Origin of the sequence: Nonomuraea sp. NPDC050547 (assembly GCF_044457345.1) — a bacterium.
GTDB lineage: Bacteria > Actinomycetota > Actinomycetes > Streptosporangiales > Streptosporangiaceae > Nonomuraea.
Genome location: NZ_JBITGW010000032.1, coordinates 19,755 through 37,065 on the forward strand (window position 1 = coordinate 19,755; position 17,311 = coordinate 37,065).

16 protein-coding genes are annotated in these 17,311 nt (G+C 68.1%); all 16 read left to right on the forward strand.

Translation table 11 applies throughout. The annotated features are described in order from the left end of the window. The first annotated feature begins 8 nt into the window (after positions 1-8). The 16 genes from ACIBHY_RS51360 (at position 9) to ACIBHY_RS51435 (ending at position 17,085) form a co-directional block, all read left to right on the forward strand. A complete protein-coding gene (locus ACIBHY_RS51360; RefSeq protein ID WP_397310638.1) occupies positions 9-1,241 on the forward strand; it encodes an extracellular solute-binding protein in 1,233 nt (410 codons plus the stop codon). Beyond that, positions 1,238-2,101, forward strand: a complete 864-nt coding sequence (locus ACIBHY_RS51365) for a carbohydrate ABC transporter permease (protein ID WP_397258942.1) — start codon at positions 1,238-1,240, stop codon at positions 2,099-2,101. Before ACIBHY_RS51360 ends, ACIBHY_RS51365 begins: the two co-directional genes overlap by 4 nt. After that, the gene (locus ACIBHY_RS51370; RefSeq protein WP_397310639.1) at positions 2,098-2,898 is read left to right on the forward strand and encodes a carbohydrate ABC transporter permease; all 801 of its coding nucleotides are present in this window, start codon (positions 2,098-2,100) and stop codon (positions 2,896-2,898) included. The genes ACIBHY_RS51365 and ACIBHY_RS51370 overlap by 4 nt, the downstream gene beginning before the upstream one ends. Then, positions 2,895-4,184, forward strand: coding sequence for a M28 family metallopeptidase (locus tag ACIBHY_RS51375; RefSeq protein ID WP_397258938.1), 1,290 nt, complete (start codon positions 2,895-2,897; stop codon positions 4,182-4,184). Before ACIBHY_RS51370 ends, ACIBHY_RS51375 begins: the two co-directional genes overlap by 4 nt. Then, positions 4,181-5,509, forward strand: a complete 1,329-nt coding sequence (locus ACIBHY_RS51380) for a carboxylesterase/lipase family protein (protein WP_397310640.1) — start codon at positions 4,181-4,183, stop codon at positions 5,507-5,509. The genes ACIBHY_RS51375 and ACIBHY_RS51380 overlap by 4 nt, the downstream gene beginning before the upstream one ends. A 1-nt stretch (position 5,510) precedes the next feature. Beyond that, on the forward strand, positions 5,511-7,103 hold the full coding sequence (locus tag ACIBHY_RS51385) for an AMP-binding protein (RefSeq protein ID WP_397310641.1): 1,593 nt from the start codon (positions 5,511-5,513) through the stop codon (positions 7,101-7,103). Positions 7,104-7,187: 84 nt separating this feature from the next. Beyond that, entirely contained in the window at positions 7,188-7,334 is a 147-nt protein-coding gene (locus ACIBHY_RS51390) for a hypothetical protein (RefSeq protein WP_397310642.1), read from the forward strand. Next, on the forward strand, positions 7,331-7,738 hold the full coding sequence (locus ACIBHY_RS51395) for a carboxymuconolactone decarboxylase family protein (RefSeq protein ID WP_397310643.1): 408 nt from the start codon (positions 7,331-7,333) through the stop codon (positions 7,736-7,738). The genes ACIBHY_RS51390 and ACIBHY_RS51395 overlap by 4 nt, the downstream gene beginning before the upstream one ends. A gap of 532 nt (positions 7,739-8,270) precedes the next feature. Continuing rightward, the gene (locus ACIBHY_RS51400; protein WP_397310644.1) at positions 8,271-8,999 is read left to right on the forward strand and encodes a Crp/Fnr family transcriptional regulator; all 729 of its coding nucleotides are present in this window, start codon (positions 8,271-8,273) and stop codon (positions 8,997-8,999) included. 137 nt (positions 9,000-9,136) lie between these two features. Then, the gene (locus ACIBHY_RS51405; RefSeq protein WP_397310645.1) at positions 9,137-9,922 is read left to right on the forward strand and encodes a hypothetical protein; all 786 of its coding nucleotides are present in this window, start codon (positions 9,137-9,139) and stop codon (positions 9,920-9,922) included. After that, the gene (locus ACIBHY_RS51410) at positions 9,906-12,017 is read left to right on the forward strand and encodes a hypothetical protein (RefSeq protein WP_397310646.1); all 2,112 of its coding nucleotides are present in this window, start codon (positions 9,906-9,908) and stop codon (positions 12,015-12,017) included. The genes ACIBHY_RS51405 and ACIBHY_RS51410 overlap by 17 nt, the downstream gene beginning before the upstream one ends. Then, entirely contained in the window at positions 12,014-13,066 is a 1,053-nt protein-coding gene (locus ACIBHY_RS51415) for a hypothetical protein (protein WP_397310647.1), read from the forward strand. The genes ACIBHY_RS51410 and ACIBHY_RS51415 overlap by 4 nt, the downstream gene beginning before the upstream one ends. A gap of 50 nt (positions 13,067-13,116) precedes the next feature. Then, positions 13,117-14,280 (forward strand): protein phosphatase 2C domain-containing protein, encoded by a 1,164-nt coding sequence (locus ACIBHY_RS51420; protein ID WP_397310648.1) that lies wholly within the window; start codon positions 13,117-13,119, stop codon positions 14,278-14,280. After that, the gene (locus ACIBHY_RS51425) at positions 14,277-15,449 is read left to right on the forward strand and encodes a hypothetical protein (protein ID WP_397310649.1); all 1,173 of its coding nucleotides are present in this window, start codon (positions 14,277-14,279) and stop codon (positions 15,447-15,449) included. Before ACIBHY_RS51420 ends, ACIBHY_RS51425 begins: the two co-directional genes overlap by 4 nt. 26 nt (positions 15,450-15,475) lie before the next feature. Next, positions 15,476-16,171 (forward strand): VWA domain-containing protein, encoded by a 696-nt coding sequence (locus ACIBHY_RS51430; RefSeq protein ID WP_397310650.1) that lies wholly within the window; start codon positions 15,476-15,478, stop codon positions 16,169-16,171. Next, complete coding sequence (locus ACIBHY_RS51435) at positions 16,171-17,085, forward strand: helix-turn-helix domain-containing protein (protein ID WP_397310652.1); 915 nt, start codon at positions 16,171-16,173, stop codon at positions 17,083-17,085. The genes ACIBHY_RS51430 and ACIBHY_RS51435 overlap by 1 nt, the downstream gene beginning before the upstream one ends. Positions 17,086-17,311 lie beyond the last annotated feature (226 nt).

Sequence of the window (17,311 nt, forward strand, 5' to 3'; positions counted from 1 at the left end):
GAACCACCATGGCGGATCTGACGCGGCGTGGGCTCCTCGCCGCCGGCGCGCTCACCCTGCTCGCCGGATGCGGCGACGACCAGCCTCGGCAGCGGGCCGCGGACGGCAAGCCGCAGGGCACGGTCAACGTCTGGCTGCACGGCTCGCAGGACACCGGCCGGCAGTTCCAGGAACTCGTGCACCGCTACATGGCCGACTTCCAGATCGACGTGAGACTGCTCTACCTGCCCGTGGGCCAGCTCGACGCCAAACTGCTGACCGCCTTCAGCGGCGGCGCCCCGCCCGACGTCTTCAAGATCGGCCACTGGAGCTTCCCCGCGCACGCCAAGAAGAAGCGGCTCGCGCCCGTCGACACCAAGGCGCTCCCGCTGCAGAACTACGAGCCGGGCACGACCACCCCGCTCACCTACCAGAACGTGCCCTACGGCGTGCCCATCGACTTCAACCCCTGCATGCTCTACTACCGCAAGGACCGGTTCAAGGAGGCCGGACTCGACCCCGACAAACCCCCGGCGACCTGGGAGGAGGTCGCCGAGTACAGCGCCAAGCTGACCTCGGGGGACCGCAGGCGGGTCGGACTGCAGTGGCTCTACGGCGACCCGCAGTGGGCCCTCATGATGCTCACCGCCCTCATCCAGGGCAAGGGCGGCACGTTCCCGGCGCTCGCCACCGAGCATGGCGTCAACGCCCTGACGTACATGTCGGGGATCGGCAACCCCAAGCTCTCCAACCCGCTGGGCGCGCTCGGCCTGTTCTACTCCGGCGAGGCCGCCATGGTCGTCAGCGGCGCCTTCCTCGGTCCCGCCCTGGAGAAGCTGGGCAAGGACAAACTCACCTTCGGCAAGCAGTACGGCGTCGCGCCCATCCCCGCCTGGGACGGCGGCAAGTCCGTCGTACCCGCCTACACGTGGGGATGGGGCGTGGCCAAGGACTCACCCAACCAGTTCACCGCCTGGCACCTCGTCAACTACCTGCAGGGCGCCCCGTCGGTGACCGCCAACCTCGACAACGGCATCATCATCCCGACCAAGGGCTGGCGCGAGGCCGGGCCGCGCGGCAAGTCCGAGATCATGAAGATCGTCGCCGACAGCCTCCCGCACGTCGACTTCGGCCCGATCATCCCCGGCACCCTCGAACTGGCGAAGGCCGCGGCGAGCGCCATCGACTCCGTCGCCCACGGCAAGTCGGCCCCCGCCCAGGCCGCGGCGACCTTCGACTCCGCCGTGCGACTGATCCAATGAGAACCCGGCCCCAGGCCACGGCGGGGGTGGCGCTGACCCTCCCGGTGGCCGTCTTCTTCGTCGTGTTCTGGCTCGTCCCGTTCCTGGCCGCCATCTATCTCAGCTTCACCGACTACGAGATGGCGGGGACGCCCAGCTGGATCGGCCTCGCCAACTACGAGCGCATGTTCGCCGACCCCGGCTTCCTCAACTCGGCGTGGATCACCGTCGTCTACACGGTCTGCACGGTCGTCCCGACGATCGTGCTGGCCCTGCTGGTGGCGGTGCCGCTGAGCAAGCCGGGACGCCTCAACCGCTGGCTCAGGGCGCTCGTCATGATCCCGGCCGTGATGCCGCTGGCCGCCACGTCCATGGTCTGGGTGATCATCTACTCCGACCGCGGCCTGGCCAACACCCTCGCCGGCCTGGCCGGGATCGAGCCGCAGTCCTGGCTGACCAGCTCCGACCTGGCCATCTGGGCCCTGGTCGTGATGGTCGTCTGGAAGAGCATGGGACTGTTCGTGATCATCCTGACCGCCGGTCTCCAGGCCCTGCCCGGCGAGGTGTACGAGGCCGCCGCCATCGACGGCTCGGGAGCGGTGACCACGTTCACCCGGATCACGCTCCCGCTGCTGCGCAGGACCCTGCTGTTCGTCCTGGTCATCTCGGTGGCCGGATCGATGCAGGCGTTCGTGCCCGCCTTCCTGCTCACCGGCGGCGGGCCCGCCGACGCCACCCAGGTCCTGCCGTACTACATCTGGGCCAACGCCTTCCCCTACGAGCACATGGGCTACGCCGCCGCCATGGGCATGGTGCTGCTCGTCGCCATGGTGATCGTCTCGGCGCTGCAGTTCGGGTTCCTGAAGGGCGGCGACGAATGAGGATTCTGCGCGCCACCTGGCTGATCGCCGCGGTCGGTGCGATGCTGCTGCCGGTCTACGTCATGCTCGTCGTCGCCTCAGCGCCCGACGACACCGACCTGCGCGGGCTGGTCTTCAACGGCTTCCACCTGCCCGAGAACATCCAGGTGCTGTTCGGCGCGGGCAACCTGCCCACCTACCTGCGCAACAGCCTCATCCTGTGCGTCGGCACCGGCCTCCTGGACGTGATCTTCTCGGCCGCCGCCGGATACGCGATGGCCCAGCTGTCCTTCCCCGGCCGCCGCGTCCTGTTCGCGCTGGTGGTCGGCACGCTCGCGCTCACCCCGATGGTCCTGGTCATCCCCGTCTTCCTCATTGTGAAGGAACTCGGCTGGGTCAACACCTTCCAGGGCATGATGGTGCCCGGCATGATCAGCGCGTTCGGCGTCTTCCTGGTGCGGCAGTTCGCCCTCGGCATCCCGAAGGAACTGCTGCTGGCCGCGCGGGTCGACGGCGCGGGGGAGTTCCGCATCTTCGCGCGCATCGCCGTGCCGCTGCTCAAGCCCGCGCTCATCACCCTGTTCCTCGTGCACTTCCTGGCGCAGTGGGACAACCTGCTGTGGCCCCTGATCGTGGCCAACGAGCAGGAGCTGTGGCCGCTGCCGGTGGGACTGGCCAACTTCCAGAGCGAGGTCGGCATCACCTACCACCTGACCACCACCGCGGCACTGGTCACCGCCGTGCCACCGTTCATCCTGATGGTGGTGCTGCAGCGCTACTACGTGGCGGGGCTCACCTTCGGAGGGCTGAAGCGATGATGGACTGGATCGAGACGATCGTTTCGCAGGGCATCAGGCGCCCCGGCTACCCGGCCGACGACTGGACCGCCGCGTGGGCCGCCGAGCGCTTCACGGAGTTCGGGCTCCATGACGTACGGCTGGAGCCGGTCGAGCTGCCCGTCTGGCGGCCGGTCTCCGCCTCTTTGGAGGTGCGCCTCGACGCCGATCCGTCCCGGGTCGTGCGGGTGGCGGCGTCGGCGCTGCCGTACACCACACCGAAGGCGGTCGTGAGCGCCCCGGTCAGCCGTGAGGTCGTGCCGGGCGCGATCGTCGTGCCCGAGTACACCTTCACCGAGCTGCCGCAGTCCTTCGTCAGGGATCTGGCGACGGCCGTGCACGACCCCGAGGGCGTCTTCGACGAGCTGGTCCAGACGCTGCCGTTCCAGCTCGACTACCTCGACGTCATCCAGGGCGTCATGGACGGCGGCGCCGCCGCCTTCGCGGGGGCGCTGACCGGGGTGCCGTGGGAGACCCGCGACTACTACGTGCCCTACGACGCCGTGCACCGCGACCTCCCTGCCGTCTGGCTGTCGGGCGGCGACGCGCGGCGGGTGCTCGACCTGGTCGACGACGGCCCCTGCACGGGCACGCTCACGGTCGAGTCGGAGACGGGTCCGGCCGTCTCGCACAACGTGATCGGCACGCTCCCCGGCCGCTCCGATCAGTGGGTGATCATCGGCTCGCACCACGACGCGCCCTGGGCCTCCGCCGTCGAGGACGCCTCGGGGATCGCGCTGGTGCTGGCCGCCGCCCGCCACTGGGCGGGCGTGCCCGAGCACGACCGGCCGCACAACCTGATCTTCCTGCTCACCGCGGGGCACATGGCGCACGCCGCGGGCACCCGGGCCTTCATCGAGACCCACCGCGACCTGCTGGGCGACGTCGTTCTCCAACTCCACCTGGAGCACGCCGCGCGGCGGTGCGTGGTCGTGGACGGCGAGCTGGTGCCCACCGGCGATCCCGAACCCGGCTGGTGGTTCACCACCAGGAAGCCGGAGCTGGAGAGCCTGGTGGCGAGCGCCCTCGTCGCGGAGGACTTGAAACGTTCGTTCGTGCTGCCGCCGGACGTGTTCTCCCCGATGCCGCCCACCGACGGGGCCTTCTTCCATCCGGAAGGGGTGCCGCTCGTGCACTTCCTGTCGGCGCCCATGTACCTGTTCGACTCGGCCGACACCCTCGACAAGGTGCACGAGCCCAGCCTTGAGCCGCTCACCCGGGCGGCGATCAGAATCGTCGAAGGGACGGCCGGATGGCGCCGGGCATGATCGTGCGAACCACCGCCGGGCTGGTCGAGGGCAAGGCAGAGGAGGGCGTGCTCGCCTTCCTCGGCGTGCCGTACGCCGCCCCGCCCTTCGGCGAGCACCGCTTCGGCCCGCCCGCTCCCGCACTTCCCTGGCAGGGTGTACGGCCGGCCGTCACCCACGGCCCGGCCGCCCCGCAGGCGGCGGGGGAGGACGTCGGCCTGTACGCGCCCGACGTCTTCGAGCCCGGCGAGGACTGTCTCCACCTCGACATCCGCACCCCGTCGCCCGGCGGGACCGGCCTGCCGGTCCTGGTCTGGATCCACGGCGGCGCGTTCTCCATCGGCGGCAACGGCGCGGCCTGGCACCAAGGCCACCGCTTCGCCCGCGACGGCGTGGTCTGCGTGGCGATCAACTACCGGCTCGGCTTCGAGGGCTTCCTGGCCCTGGAGGACGCCCCGCTCAACCGGGGCGTGCTCGACTGGCTGGCCGCGCTGGAATGGGTACGCGACAACATCGCGGCCTTCGGCGGCGACCCCGGCAACGTGACGATCGCCGGTCAGTCGGCGGGCGCCGCCGCCGTCGCGACCCTGCTGACGATGCCCCGCGCGGAAGGGCTGTTCCGGCGCGCGATCGTGATGAGCGGCTCGGCCGGCCTGGTCGCCACCGAGCAGGAGGCGCGCGACTACGCCAAGACGCTCGCCACCCGGCTGGGGATAGCCCCTACGAGGTCCGCCTTCGCCCGGCTGTCCCCCTCGGAGCTCGTCGCCGAGCAGCCGCCGCCGCTGGCCGGCGGCTCCGGCGGGCTCAACGAGTCGGTGCCGATCAAGCCGGTCGTCGACGGCGACCTGATCCCGGCCGTCCCGCTGGCCGCCCTGCCCGCGAGCGCTCACGTTCCGCTGCTGGTCGGCTGCACCTCCCAGGAGGCCGACGTGTTCGTCCGCCGCATGGCCGCCGACGTCGACGAGGCCTCCGCGCAGGCTCTGCTCGACCACCTCGGCGTCCAGGTCGGCGAAGCCGGCCTCACACCCGCCGAGCGGGTCGGGCGCGCCTTCACCGAGCACCTGTTCGCCCGCGAGACACGCTGGATCCGCGAGGCCAGGCCCGCCTACGCCTACGAGTTCCGGTGGGAGTCGCCCGTCGAGAGCCCGGCCGGCGGCGGACGCGTGGGCGCGGTGCACAACCTCGACCTGCCGTTCGTCTTCGACGTGCTCGACGCGCCCGGCGTCGAACGCACCGCGGGGCCGGACGCGCCCCAGGAACTGGCCGACGCGATGCACGCCGCGTGGGTCCGCTTCGCCCGCACCGGCGATCCAGGCTGGCCACTTGATCTTCTACGGAGGTTTTGACATGCGGTCCTACGCGAGCGCGGTAGCGCCGGCCCCGCTGCTGGGCGAGACCATCGGCGACAACTTCGAGCGTACGGTGGCCCGCTTCGGTGACCGGGAGGCCCTGGTGGACGCGCCCTCCGGCCGTCGCTGGACCTACGCCGAGCTCGACGCCGACGTGAACCGGCTGGCGCTCGCGCTCCTGGCCTCCGGCATCGCCAAGGGCGACCGGATCGGCATCTGGGCGCCCAATTGCGCCGAGTGGGTGCTCGTGCAGTACGCCACGGCCAAGATCGGCGCGATCCTGGTCAACGTCAACCCCGCCTACCGCGCCCACGAGCTCGACTACGTCGTCAGGCAGTCGGGCCTGCGCCTGCTCATCAGCGCGCTCACGCACAAGGGCAGCGACTACCGCGCGATGGTCGAGGAGATCGGGTTCGCCGACGTCGTCTACCTCGGCGAGCCCGGCTGGGACGCGTTGCTGGCGCTGACCGTCCCCGAGGAGCGGCTGCGCGAGCGCATGGCGTCGCTGGGCGCCGACGACGCGATCAACATCCAGTACACCTCGGGCACGACCGGTTTCCCCAAGGGCGCCACGCTCTCGCACCACAACATCCTCAACAACGGCTTCTTCGTCGGCGAGCTGCTCGGCTACACCCCCGATGACCGGATCTGCCTGCCCGTGCCCTTCTACCACTGCTTCGGCATGGTGATGGGCAACCTCGGCGCCACCTCCCACGGCGCGTGCGTCGTCATCCCCGCGCCCGGCTTCGACCCCGATGCGACGCTGCGGGCCGTACAGGAAGAAAGATGCACTTCCCTGTACGGCGTGCCGACCATGTTCATCGCGGAGCTGGAGCTGGTCGCCCGCTTCGACCTGTCCAGCCTGCGCACCGGCATCATGGCGGGCTCGCCCTGCCCCGTCGAGGTGATGAAGCGCGTCGTCACCGAGATGAACATGGCCGAGGTCGCCATCTGCTACGGCATGACCGAGACCTCGCCCGTCTCCACCATGACCAGGCCGGACGACAGCCTGGAGCGCCGCACCGAGACCGTCGGACAGGTGATGCCGCACGTCGAAGTCAAGATCACGCACCCGGAGACCGGGCTGACCGTGCCACGCGGCGAACCCGGCGAGCTGTGCACCCGCGGCTACTCGGTGATGCTCGGCTACTGGAACGAGCCCGCGAAGACGGCCGAGGCCGTCGACGCCGCCCGCTGGATGCACACCGGCGACCTGGCCACCATGGACGCCGACGGCTACGTCAACGTGGTCGGCCGGATCAAGGACATGGTCATCAGGGGCGGCGAGAACGTCTACCCGCGCGAGGTCGAGGAGTTCCTCCACCGCCACCCCGACGTCGCCGACGTGCAGGTGGTCGGGGTGCCCGACGAGAAGTACGGCGAGGAGCTCATGGCCTGGATCGTCCTTCGCCGGGGCGGCGCACCGCTGACCGCCGAGGCCGTCAGGGAGTTCTGCGCGGGCAAGCTCGCCCACTACAAGATCCCGCGTTACGTCCACGTCGTCGACGGGTTCCCGATGACGGTCACCGGCAAGATCCGCAAGGTCGAGATGCGGGAGGAGGGCATGCGCCTGCTCGGGCTCGACCGGTGAGCCTCGGGTGTGCGCCACCTCACATTCCCGAGCGGTGCGTTGTCGGACCGGGTGAGACGCTGATCCGCAGAAGGGAACCTCACCATGTCCACGACGACCGGGCAGAACGGCTTCCCGTCTCGGCTGCCCGAGCTCACCCAGGCCTTCCCCGAACTGGCAGCCCTGTCCGGAGCCCTGCGCAAGGCCATCGGGGACGGGGTCCGGTCCCGAAGGCCGTCATCGGCCTGGTGACGTTGCGTGCCGCGCAGATCGTCGGCAGCACGTACCACGTCGTCCGGATGACCGGCGAGCTCCGCAAGGGCGGGGAGACGGAGGAGCGCATCACCGCCGTGGCGACCTGGCAGAGCGCGCCCTACTTCACCGACGCCGAACGCGTCGCGCTGGAGCCGGCGGAGGCCGTCTTCACCCCGAACCCGTTCGAGGAGCGCGTCTCCGACGACCTGTTCGCCAGGGCCTCCGCCCACTACGACGACCAGGCGCTGTGGACGCTCACGATGGCGCTCGGCCACCTCAGCCTGTTCATCCCCGTCGCGCTCATCGGCAAGCCGATCCCCGGCCACCGTTCGGCAAGAACTACAGCCGGTAACGCCCGCAGGCATCGGTGGTGTCTGGGCCGCACGGTCCCGGCCACCTAGCACTCAACCTGGCTCCTTGAGCACGAGCGCGATCTAGGCTGCCTGAGCGCAATGCGGTGAAAACTCGCCCCCGGCGCAACCAAGGCGGCTGTGGGTTAGGGACCTGGCCGGAGCTGGGTGTTCAAGGCCGACCCCGAGGCCAACGAGTTCTGTGTCCTGCGGACCCTGGCGCCACCCTCCTGGCGCCCGTACGGACTTCGAATGAAGCCGGGTGGTGTTCAGGACCGGCGCGCGTGAGCGCCTCATGAACGAATCTCCAAATGAGGGCGACGCTCCTTACCGCCAGAGAGCTGCGTATCAGACTCCTTCACTTGAACGGCTAAATCATCGGATATCCACCCAAATGGTGCATAGTCTGTTTGGTCGGAAAGTTGCCTCCGCGATAAACTGTCGGCTTGCTTCATATGTGTTCTCACGCACAACATGAGTAACTCCAAATAGGCGAAATGCCTCGTCCGGCACACATGTAGCGCACCGCGGCGAGGCCAGCAGTCAGGGGACAAACGCGAGAGCGTGGCATCCGGGAGCCCACATGCTCGACAAGCACCGGCCCAATGACCGCGACCGGTGGGCGAGGAACACTCTGCTCAACCAACTGGGCCGGGATGCGGCCACAGAGCTGCTTTCGCTCGCCCCGCCGCGTCAGGTTCCCGCGGGGACCGTGCTTCTTCACCAAGGTGACGCCTCCACGCGGCACGCTTACGTCATCAGGCGGGCACGGACGAACGGGACGGCCTGCGTGAAGATCACCGCGAGCCTCGACAACGGCGCCGAGACCTTGCTGGGCATCAGGCTGTGCGGGGACGTGATCGGAGAGCTCGGCGCCGTGCGGGGCACGCCCCGCTCGGCCACGGCCACTACCTGCTCCGACGTGGTAGTGCACGCGATACGCGGCGAAGACTTCGTCGCCTTCCTCAACCGCTTTCCCGAGGGGTGGATCGCGTTGAGCAACATCATCGCCGATCAGCTTGAATGGGCCAATCAGCGGCGGCTCGACTTCACCGGCTACCCGGTGCCCGTGCGGTTGGCACGGGTGTTGCTCGCTCTCGTCGAACGCCATGGAGGCGCGACACAAGGTGGCCTGACCCCAGGCGTGACGCTCTCCCACGATGAGCTCGGCATGCTCATCGGCGCCGGCCGGGACTCGATCGGGCAGGCGATAGCGAAGCTGAAGCGGATGGATCTGGTCCGGAGCTCCTACCGCACTGTGGTGATCAACGATCTCGACCGGCTTCGCGATTACGCGGCGGGGCCGCGCTGAGTCCTGACTGCCGGATCACGCCTCTCGCGAAACACATCTTGTGAAACGCACAAGACTCCGTACAAATACGGTATCTCCCCCCGATGTCGATGTCAGGCTGCCGTCAGCCGACAGCAGATGCGAGGGGGGCGGACAAATTGCCCGAAGGCGACAATTTCCACCGGAGTCTTCTGGTCTCCGTGGATGCGAAGGGATACAGCGGTAGTACCGCTCATTGGCAGGGACGGATCCAGACTGATCTTCTGACAGTTCTCGAAAGGGCGGCCGAACGCGCCGGTCTGTCCCGCTCCACATGGCAGTTGCAGGGCGCGGGCGACGGTGAGCTGGCTGTACTGCCGCCGAGTGAGCCGGAACCGCGAGTCGTGGACGACTTCGCCAGGCATCTGGCGGCCGAGCTACGCAGGCACAACCGCGACGTTCCCAAGGGGAAGGAACTGCGGCTGCGCCTCGCGGTGCACTACGGCCCCACCATCGCCGCCGGGAACGGTTTCGCCGGCGCGGGGCCGATCGCCGTCCGGCGGCTGTGTGACAGCGACGCGGTGCGCATGGCGCTTGACAGCTCGGGAGCCGCGCTGGCGGTCATCCTGTCTGAGCGTGTGTTCTCCGAGACCGTCGCGCAGGAGCACACCTCCCTTGAGGCCGCGATGTTCCGCAAGGTGACCGTCGAGGTCAAGGAGTTCGCCGAGCAGGCCTGGGTGTGGGTTCCCGACCATGACATCAACGATCTGGACCTTCCGGAAGCCCCGGCCCCACCAGATCAGCCAAAACCCGCCGACGCCGCCCGCCCGGAGTCGCGGCGGCAGGAGGTCGGGAAGATCCGCGGCAACTTCTCCCACGCCGACATCCGGGCCGCGAAGGTCGTGGGCGGAGATGAAATCAACTACCACGGGACGAGGTACAGAACCGATGACCGGCATCCCTGACGGGGAAGCGTCCGAACAGGACTCCCAGCGCCCAGCGGACGAGGCCGAGGAGAAGCAGGACGATACGGCACCGAAGGACGCCCAGACGCTGGGACGCGAGTTCTCCAACCGGGCGGCCCAGCCCGGGGGGACCGAGGAACGCCTCAGCGCTGAACGCGACGCGCGCACCAACCTCGCCTTCGCCCGCGTCACGGCCGGGAAGGTGGTCGGTGGAGACGAGATCAACTACATCACCGTGACCTCGGGCGGGACACCGCTGAGGCTCGTTGAGCTGACCGCTGAGGACGTCTGGCTGAACGAGTCCTTCGTCCAGCCACCAGGCTTCGACCTGGCGGAGTCGGAGGCCCGTGCCCGAGCCGTGCTGATCATCAGGGGCGCTGCCGCCTCCGGGCGGTTCGCCCTCTCGCGGCATCTCCTCCTCGACTTGACGGCCGGCTCGGTGCGACGGCTCCACCCGGAGACGGACCTGAGCCTGCTCGCGGCCGATGACCTGGAACCCGGCGGCTACTTGCTGGCCGACCTCGAACCACACCGGGCGGCGAGGTTGCGCGCCTTCGACCTCGATCGGCTGGCCGCCGAGCTGGCTCCGGGCCACAAACTGATTGTGACGATCACCGGCGAGGTGCGATTCCACGAGGCCGACATCGAGCGGTACGTCGTCGAGACAGAGTCTCCTCCTCCGGATCAGGTGCTGAAAGCGCACCTGAAGCGGCTCCTGGGATCCGCCGAGCGCGTCGCCGCGATCCTTCGCGACGACGACGTGAGGGCTCTCTGCCAGGAGGAGCTACGAACCGCGGTACCGGGGCATGTGGTGACGCTGGCCACGCTGATCGCCAAGGCGCCCGTTCCGATCGCCGAAAGCGTCCGTCAGGGCCTGGAGGTGAAAACCCGGCCGGATCTGGAGAGCTGGTTCTCGAAGCTGCCGGATCTCCAGACGCAGACCCTGGCCGTGGGCATCGCGGTTCTCGGTGGAGAGTCGTACGAGCTGGTGGCCTCGGCCGCCGAGACCTTGTGCAAGCAACTGGAGCCGCCCAACCCGCCACCTAAGGCGGCGAGTCCGTTCGGCCCCACCCGAGGCTCGCGACTCGCCCTGCTCAACGCTCATCTCGTGCCGTCCAACCTTGCCGCCCGGCACGGCGGCACCATGCCGGGCGAGGTCATCCGCTACCGGGAGCCCGCCCGCTCCCAGCAGGTTCTCCTGCATGTCTGGAACGAGTACGACGAGATACGGCCCGAACTGCTGACGTGGCTCCGGTCATGCGCCCGTCACGAGGTGCCCACGGTCCGCGTTCGCGCGGCTGTCGCGGCGGGCCTGCTGGCCACCCGGGCGTTCGACCACATCCGGTCGGCGATCATCCTCCCGTGGGCACGGGCCGACAGGCCGGAGTTGCGGGATGTGGCGGCCGCCGCGCTCGGTGTCACCGCCGACAGTCGCGAGCTGAGGCAGGCCGTACGGAATCTGGTGTCAGCGTGGAGCGCTGACGGCTCCAACCCGCGCCTGCAGGCCACCGCCGCCCGGAGCTGGCGGGTGCAGACCGATCCACGCGACTGCGTACGGGCTGTCGCGCTTCTCGACGAGCTGTCGGGCAGCCAGGAGCCGGTGGTCATCGAGGCACTGTGCGAGAGCGTCACGGAGATGCTGGAGTTCGAAGCCTCCGCGTTCGCCGCAGAAGGGCTCACGTTGTTGCGGAACTGGCTGGCCGGGCGCAACGCTGACCGGCAGGTTCTGGCCAAGCTCGCCTTCGTCCTGGCTGCCGCCGACCTCGTCCGTGAGCTGCCCGACGGGACCTGGCCCACCCTCCTCGACATCGCCGAACACGACGCGGAGAGAGCTCCTGCGATCGCGCACCTGTGGTCGGCCGTTCTGAACTCCGCGGACCTGCATCAAGTCGCCAAAGAGGTGCTCGCCGAGTGGGCGCGGTTCGCCGACGCCAGCCTCAAGGCGGCTCGAGCGCTGGGGCGGCTGCTGGCCGCCGCCGCCACCACCTCGCGCACAATGCGGATCATCGAGATCGAGGCGACTCGGTGGACGCGTGCGCCGCGAAGCAGAACCGCCGTCCTCGACATTCTGCGCTCGGAAAGGAATCCCCGATGAGCGGGCCGTTCATTCCACCAACACCGCCGGCAGGCCTGATCGGTCACACTGGTCAGGTGCGGTATGGGGACCGTGGACCCCTTCCCCGTCCCGGGACAGCCGTCGTCTATGCCAACCGCAACGGTGATGCGGTGGTCTTGCCGCACCGCCCTTCGATGCTCATGGTCCGTGAGTATCAGACGTGGCATGAGGTGGACATCGCCCGCCACCAGAGCACGGTTCACGCCGACGTCCGCAGCCACGTCGATACCATGCATTTCCACTTGCAGGCCGAAGTGATGTGGGGAGTCAGCGACCCGGTCGTGATCGTCCGTCACGGCACGGCCGACGGCGAAAGCCTGGTCCGAGCCCACCTCGTCGACCGCGCGTGGAAGGTCACCCGCCGGTTCGACATCGAGCAGTGTGGCCTGGCCGAAGAGGAACTGCAGAAGGGCTTCGAACCAGGTCCGATCGTCCTCGACGAGGGGATCACGCTCTACACGGTGATCGTCAAGCTGCATTCGGACGCCCCGACAGCCCAGTTCTACGCCCATCAACGCAATCTCACCCGTATCGGGATCACGGATCAGGCGTCCTTCAAAAACCAGAGTCACCTGGAGAAGCAGCGGGTCGCCGCGCTCAAACAGGTTGCTATGGGTGAGGACGACCTCCTCTTCCTGTTCCTGTCGCGCCATCCCGACCAGGTCGGGACCGTCCTTGAACAGGTAGTCAAGCGGCGCGAGCTCAACCTGAAGACCCAGATGGCCTTGTTCGAGAAGTTGGTCGACGAGGGGTACATCCAGGAGGCGGACGTCGAGTCCATGCGGCAGGTTCTCCTCAAGCCCATAGAACAAGCCGCTCATCTGGGTTCGACCACCGCACTGGGGCCGGCGGCCCCGCCCCAGGCGCTCCAACCCGCACCGGCGCCACCTCGCGGCCAGGCAGCCCCCGCAGCTCCCGCGGCCCCCGCCGCATCGCCACCACCGCCCGCCCAGCAGGCACAGGCCTCCGACGGGGTCGTCGGCTGGGTCAAGTTCGGCCATACCGCCGACGATCAGGATGATTCGTGAACCCGGGTAAGCCCATACGACTCCCCGACCGGCGGATCAGGACCTTTCGTGTGCGGCAGGTGCTCCTCATCGCCGGATGGATCGCCTTGGTGCTGACTCTCACCGCGCTGAGCTGGTATCACCTCGGGTGGGCAGGGTTTGTGGGCGCGGTCATCGCGGCGGTGACCGCCTCGGTCGTGTTCCTCGTCCTGCTGTTCCGGCAGACCTCGGGAGCCCGCCGTGGAGCTCATGCCGTGGGAGGGGCACCCCATCCCGTGAAGGAGGAGGACATCAGCATTCCCGACGTTCCGGCGCGGGCGATCGCACCTCCGCCGCCGGCGGCCGTAGACCTTGGTCCAGCCGGACCTGCTCTTGTAGCCGACCACTTCCCCTGGCCCCTGGGCACGCCCGGAACAGCCAGCATGGAGCCATGGCGAATCTCAGGATCCCCCGGCCCAGCCGGGATCTGCGCCGACTCCGCACTCGTCGGTGATCTCCACGTGCGAGCCGCCTCCATCGTCGGCCCGAGCCATCGATGCCAGGAGCCCGCGATGCCGCGTCAGGATGCCTATCGTCTCGGGGTCGACCAGGCGCGGCGGCATTTGATCGTCGCGGTCGCCGACGGGATGTCCGACAGCTCCCATTCAGACCTCGGTGCGAATGTGGCCGCCGACACCATCGCCACGCGGCTGCGATCCGTCCTGGCCGAACGACGTTCCATCACTCTGGAGGATCTGGGTGCTTGCTTTGGAAGCGCGGCCAAACGCATGACGACCACGGCCGAGCAACGCGGGCTGCAGCCGGACGACGTCCGGGCGGCAGCCCTCGGCGCAACCATAGAACTCGTCCCCAATTCCGGGGGTGGACGAGAGGTCCTTCTCGCGACCATCGCCGACGTGAGCGGGTGGCTACGGCAGGAATGCTCGTGGCGCCAGGTCGCGGGCGACACCAAACAGGGCATGGACGCCGGTCACCTCTCCGCCTTCCTTCCTCATTTCCCCAGCCAGGTCATTCTGCGAAGGATTGAACTGGCACCAGGCGATGTCCTCGCGCTGACCACCGATGGCATCGGGGACGTGCTCCTCGGCCCCGGCCGACTGGCCGAGTGGTTCACCGAACAGTGGGAGCGACCGCCCTCCATCGGCGGCTTCATCGACACGGTCGGGTTCGAAGCGAAAGGCCGGCTGGACGACAGAACCGCGGTCGTGATCTGGTCTCCGGGCAGATGTCCATGAGGACCTGGTCGGATTCTCCCTTCGAGCGGACGATGCCGCTGTCGGCGCTCGACCAGTATGCCGACGCGGATGTCGTCGCCCGAGACAATGGCGAGTCGTCCGTCATCTTCGAGCCGCCCGCTTTCAAGGGCTGGCTCGTGAAGCGGTACCGGCCCGAGACGAAGGTCGACCATCGGGTACTTGGCAAGCTGATCGAGCTGCCGGAGACCATGCCGCCCGCCGAACTGGCTCTGGTGGACCGGGCCATCGCCTGGCCAGTGGCCCGGGTCGTGGAGGGCTATCGCACCGTCGGCACGATCATGGCCAAGGCCGAGCCGGAGTTCTTCTGGGACATGACACTGCTTGGTGGCCGGACCAGACGCCAGGTCGTGGAGGTCGATCATCTGGCCAACACCGCGGACAAGCTGGGAAAGCTCGGCTTGCCTGTGCCGGATACGCGGAGCCGGCTCAGCGCGATGAGCAACCTGGTCGCCTGCGCCGCGCTCTTCGAGAAGTACGACATCGTGTACGCCGACTGGTCGTTCGCCAATGCCTTCTGGTCACCGAGCACGCAGAACACATTGATCATCGACGTGGACGCGTCGGGCATCGGGCGGCGCCGTTTCGTGGAAACCCCCAATTGGGAAGATCCGCTGATGAGGCGCAACCAGCCGGTGACCACTCATACGGACCGGTTCAAGGTCGCCCTCCTGGTGACGCGCGCGGTAACCGGGCAACGTAAGGACAGCCGGGCGGCGCTCGCCGAGATGGAACGGCTCTACCCGGATCACTCTCAGCTCACCGACCTCCTCCGCCGTGCACTGGACTCCAAGACCATCGACCTGCGACCGACGCTCGCCGAGCTCCACCGGGCCATCGAGTCTCCGGTGGAGGCGACTGCGACGACGCCGCCATCGGGCGGGCACAACGTCACCGTCCTGAGGCCATGGCGGCCCCCGGGGACCCGTCCACATTCCTCCCCGCCACCGCCTACGCCCAAGCGGCCCGCTCCCAAGGCTGGGACGCGAACCGTCAACGCCGGCCAATCCACCCGGGTCGCGCCCTCACCCACGAAGGCTTCGTCCGCCCAGACGGACCCTCTGCCATTCCTCCTGGGATTCGTCGGCTGCCTGATCGTGCTCATTCTCATCGGCGTGGTGGTTTTCGGCGTGTACCAACTGACCACGTAGCTCACCTGACCGCGAAGGAGACTTCCATGCACCCTCACGAAGAAGGACACGGCGACGGAGTTCAGGGCCTGCCGACGTACGTCGTCCTCGACACCTCCGGATCAATGGACCCGTTCGAGCGTCTTCTCAACGACACCCTGACCGAGATCGTGGACACGCTCTACACCAGTCCCAAGGTGAGCGACTTCATTCACCTGTCGATCGTCTCGTTCAACACCATGCCCCACGTCGTTCTGGAGATGACGGAGATCTCCCAGCTGACCGCGCTGCCTACGGTGACCTGCGGCGGAGTCACCAACTTCGCCCCGATGTTCCAGCTGATCAGGGAGCGTATTGAGAGCGACATCCCCACACTGCGGGGCAAGGGAGTCGCGGTCCTCCGCCCGGTCGTCTTCCTGCTCACCGACGGAAACCCGACCGACCGTCCCGGAGGGGTTTGGAAGGACGCCCTCACCTCGCTGCTCGACCCGGATTGGCGGGCCCATCCCCGCACGATCACCTACGGATTCGGAGATGCGAGCGAGGCGGTGCTCAAGCAGGTGTCGACGCTGGCCGCCTATATCGCCGACGACGACCGCCGCGACGACAACAAGAATGCGCTGGCCTCGGCGTTGAATTCGCTGCTGAACTCGCTGGTGGCGTCGGCGGTTGCCCAGCAACTGCTGGTACCGGAAAAGGTAGAGGGGTTCAAAACGGTGCCGCTGGACTTCATCGACCAGTGATGGATGATGACGCCCACGGGGCCACGATCGCCAAACGAAGGCTGGCCGAGACGCTGTCCCGCCTCCGCCGCCGTCGCGGACTCACAGCCACCCAGGTCTGCGAAACGCTCGGATGGGGGCGGGGCAAGCTCGGCAGATTCGAAACCAATCAATGGAAGCGACCGGAGATCAGCGATATTCGCGACCTGCTCTGGCTCTACCGGATCGAGCGGCACGAGCGAGACGGCATCATCGAGCTCGTCACGCTGGCCCGTAAGCGGCCCTGGTGGCGAGAGTACGGTGACGTGTTCGACACGGAGTATCCGGGATTCGAAAACGACGCACGAGAGATCAGGCTCTTCTCGCCCTTGACCTTCCCGGTGCTCTTCCAGACGCGCAGATACGCCGAACTCCAGCTACGTCCGGCAGCCGAGCAAGGCTCCCGTTTGATGGAGACCGTCATTCGCCGGCAGCGCATCCTGGACGGCGACGCTGCCGCTCCCTCCATCATCGCCGTCATCACCGAGGCGGCCCTCTGCTACGACTGGGGCAGCGTCGCCGACCGGCTGGAGCAGCTCCTCCGCCTGATCACGCTCGGCGGTCGTCCCAACATCGATCTCCGGCTGCACCCGTTCTCGGCCGGCCATCCGCCGAAGCCGGTTGGGGCGGTCACGCACATGCGGTTCCTGCCCGAGGACACCGATGTGGTCTTCGTGGACACAGGGCCGTCCTCCACACTCCTCACCGATCCGGAGGCGGGTGAGACGTACAAGGCACGACTCGATGAGATCGTCCAGCAAGCCTACGATCCGCCGAAAACTGCGCAATACCTCGCCAACCTCTCTCGCGCGCTCTCCGCCCGTGTGGAACACGCGCACGGAACAGCCAGACACAACCCGGCCATCCCTGCCGCGCCCAGACCTCCATCAGCCTGACGCCCTTTGGAGCTCAGCGGCAGTGCGTTCCCGCCGTGGCTCCGATCGCCCTGGCGGCCGAAGCCTTTGAGATTTCGCGACATTCAGCTGGGTGCACTCGACCCTGACGCCGGAATGCTCTTCACGTGCGGCCGAGTTCGTCGAGGCGTGGGGTTACGGCGTAGGCGAGTGCACGCGCTGACAATTCGGATTTGCCGGGGTATAAGGATCTTGAAAGCTAGAACGC

Bases quoted from the DNA above. Each gene is read 5' to 3' on its own strand.
- ACIBHY_RS51360 (WP_397310638.1), top strand. From the start codon at position 9: ATGGCGGATCTGACGCGGCGTGGGCTCCTCGCCGCCGGCGCGCTCACC.
- ACIBHY_RS51365 (WP_397258942.1), top strand. From the start codon at position 1,238: ATGAGAACCCGGCCCCAGGCCACGGCGGGGGTGGCGCTGACCCTCCCG.
- ACIBHY_RS51370 (WP_397310639.1), top strand. From the start codon at position 2,098: ATGAGGATTCTGCGCGCCACCTGGCTGATCGCCGCGGTCGGTGCGATG.
- ACIBHY_RS51375 (WP_397258938.1), top strand. From the start codon at position 2,895: ATGATGGACTGGATCGAGACGATCGTTTCGCAGGGCATCAGGCGCCCC.
- ACIBHY_RS51380 (WP_397310640.1), top strand. From the start codon at position 4,181: ATGATCGTGCGAACCACCGCCGGGCTGGTCGAGGGCAAGGCAGAGGAG.
- ACIBHY_RS51385 (WP_397310641.1), top strand. From the start codon at position 5,511: ATGCGGTCCTACGCGAGCGCGGTAGCGCCGGCCCCGCTGCTGGGCGAG.
- ACIBHY_RS51390 (WP_397310642.1), top strand. From the start codon at position 7,188: ATGTCCACGACGACCGGGCAGAACGGCTTCCCGTCTCGGCTGCCCGAG.
- ACIBHY_RS51400 (WP_397310644.1), top strand. From the start codon at position 8,271: ATGCTCGACAAGCACCGGCCCAATGACCGCGACCGGTGGGCGAGGAAC.
- ACIBHY_RS51410 (WP_397310646.1), top strand. From the start codon at position 9,906: ATGACCGGCATCCCTGACGGGGAAGCGTCCGAACAGGACTCCCAGCGC.
- ACIBHY_RS51415 (WP_397310647.1), top strand. From the start codon at position 12,014: ATGAGCGGGCCGTTCATTCCACCAACACCGCCGGCAGGCCTGATCGGT.
- ACIBHY_RS51425 (WP_397310649.1), top strand. From the start codon at position 14,277: ATGAGGACCTGGTCGGATTCTCCCTTCGAGCGGACGATGCCGCTGTCG.
- ACIBHY_RS51430 (WP_397310650.1), top strand. From the start codon at position 15,476: ATGCACCCTCACGAAGAAGGACACGGCGACGGAGTTCAGGGCCTGCCG.
- ACIBHY_RS51435 (WP_397310652.1), top strand. From the start codon at position 16,171: ATGGATGATGACGCCCACGGGGCCACGATCGCCAAACGAAGGCTGGCC.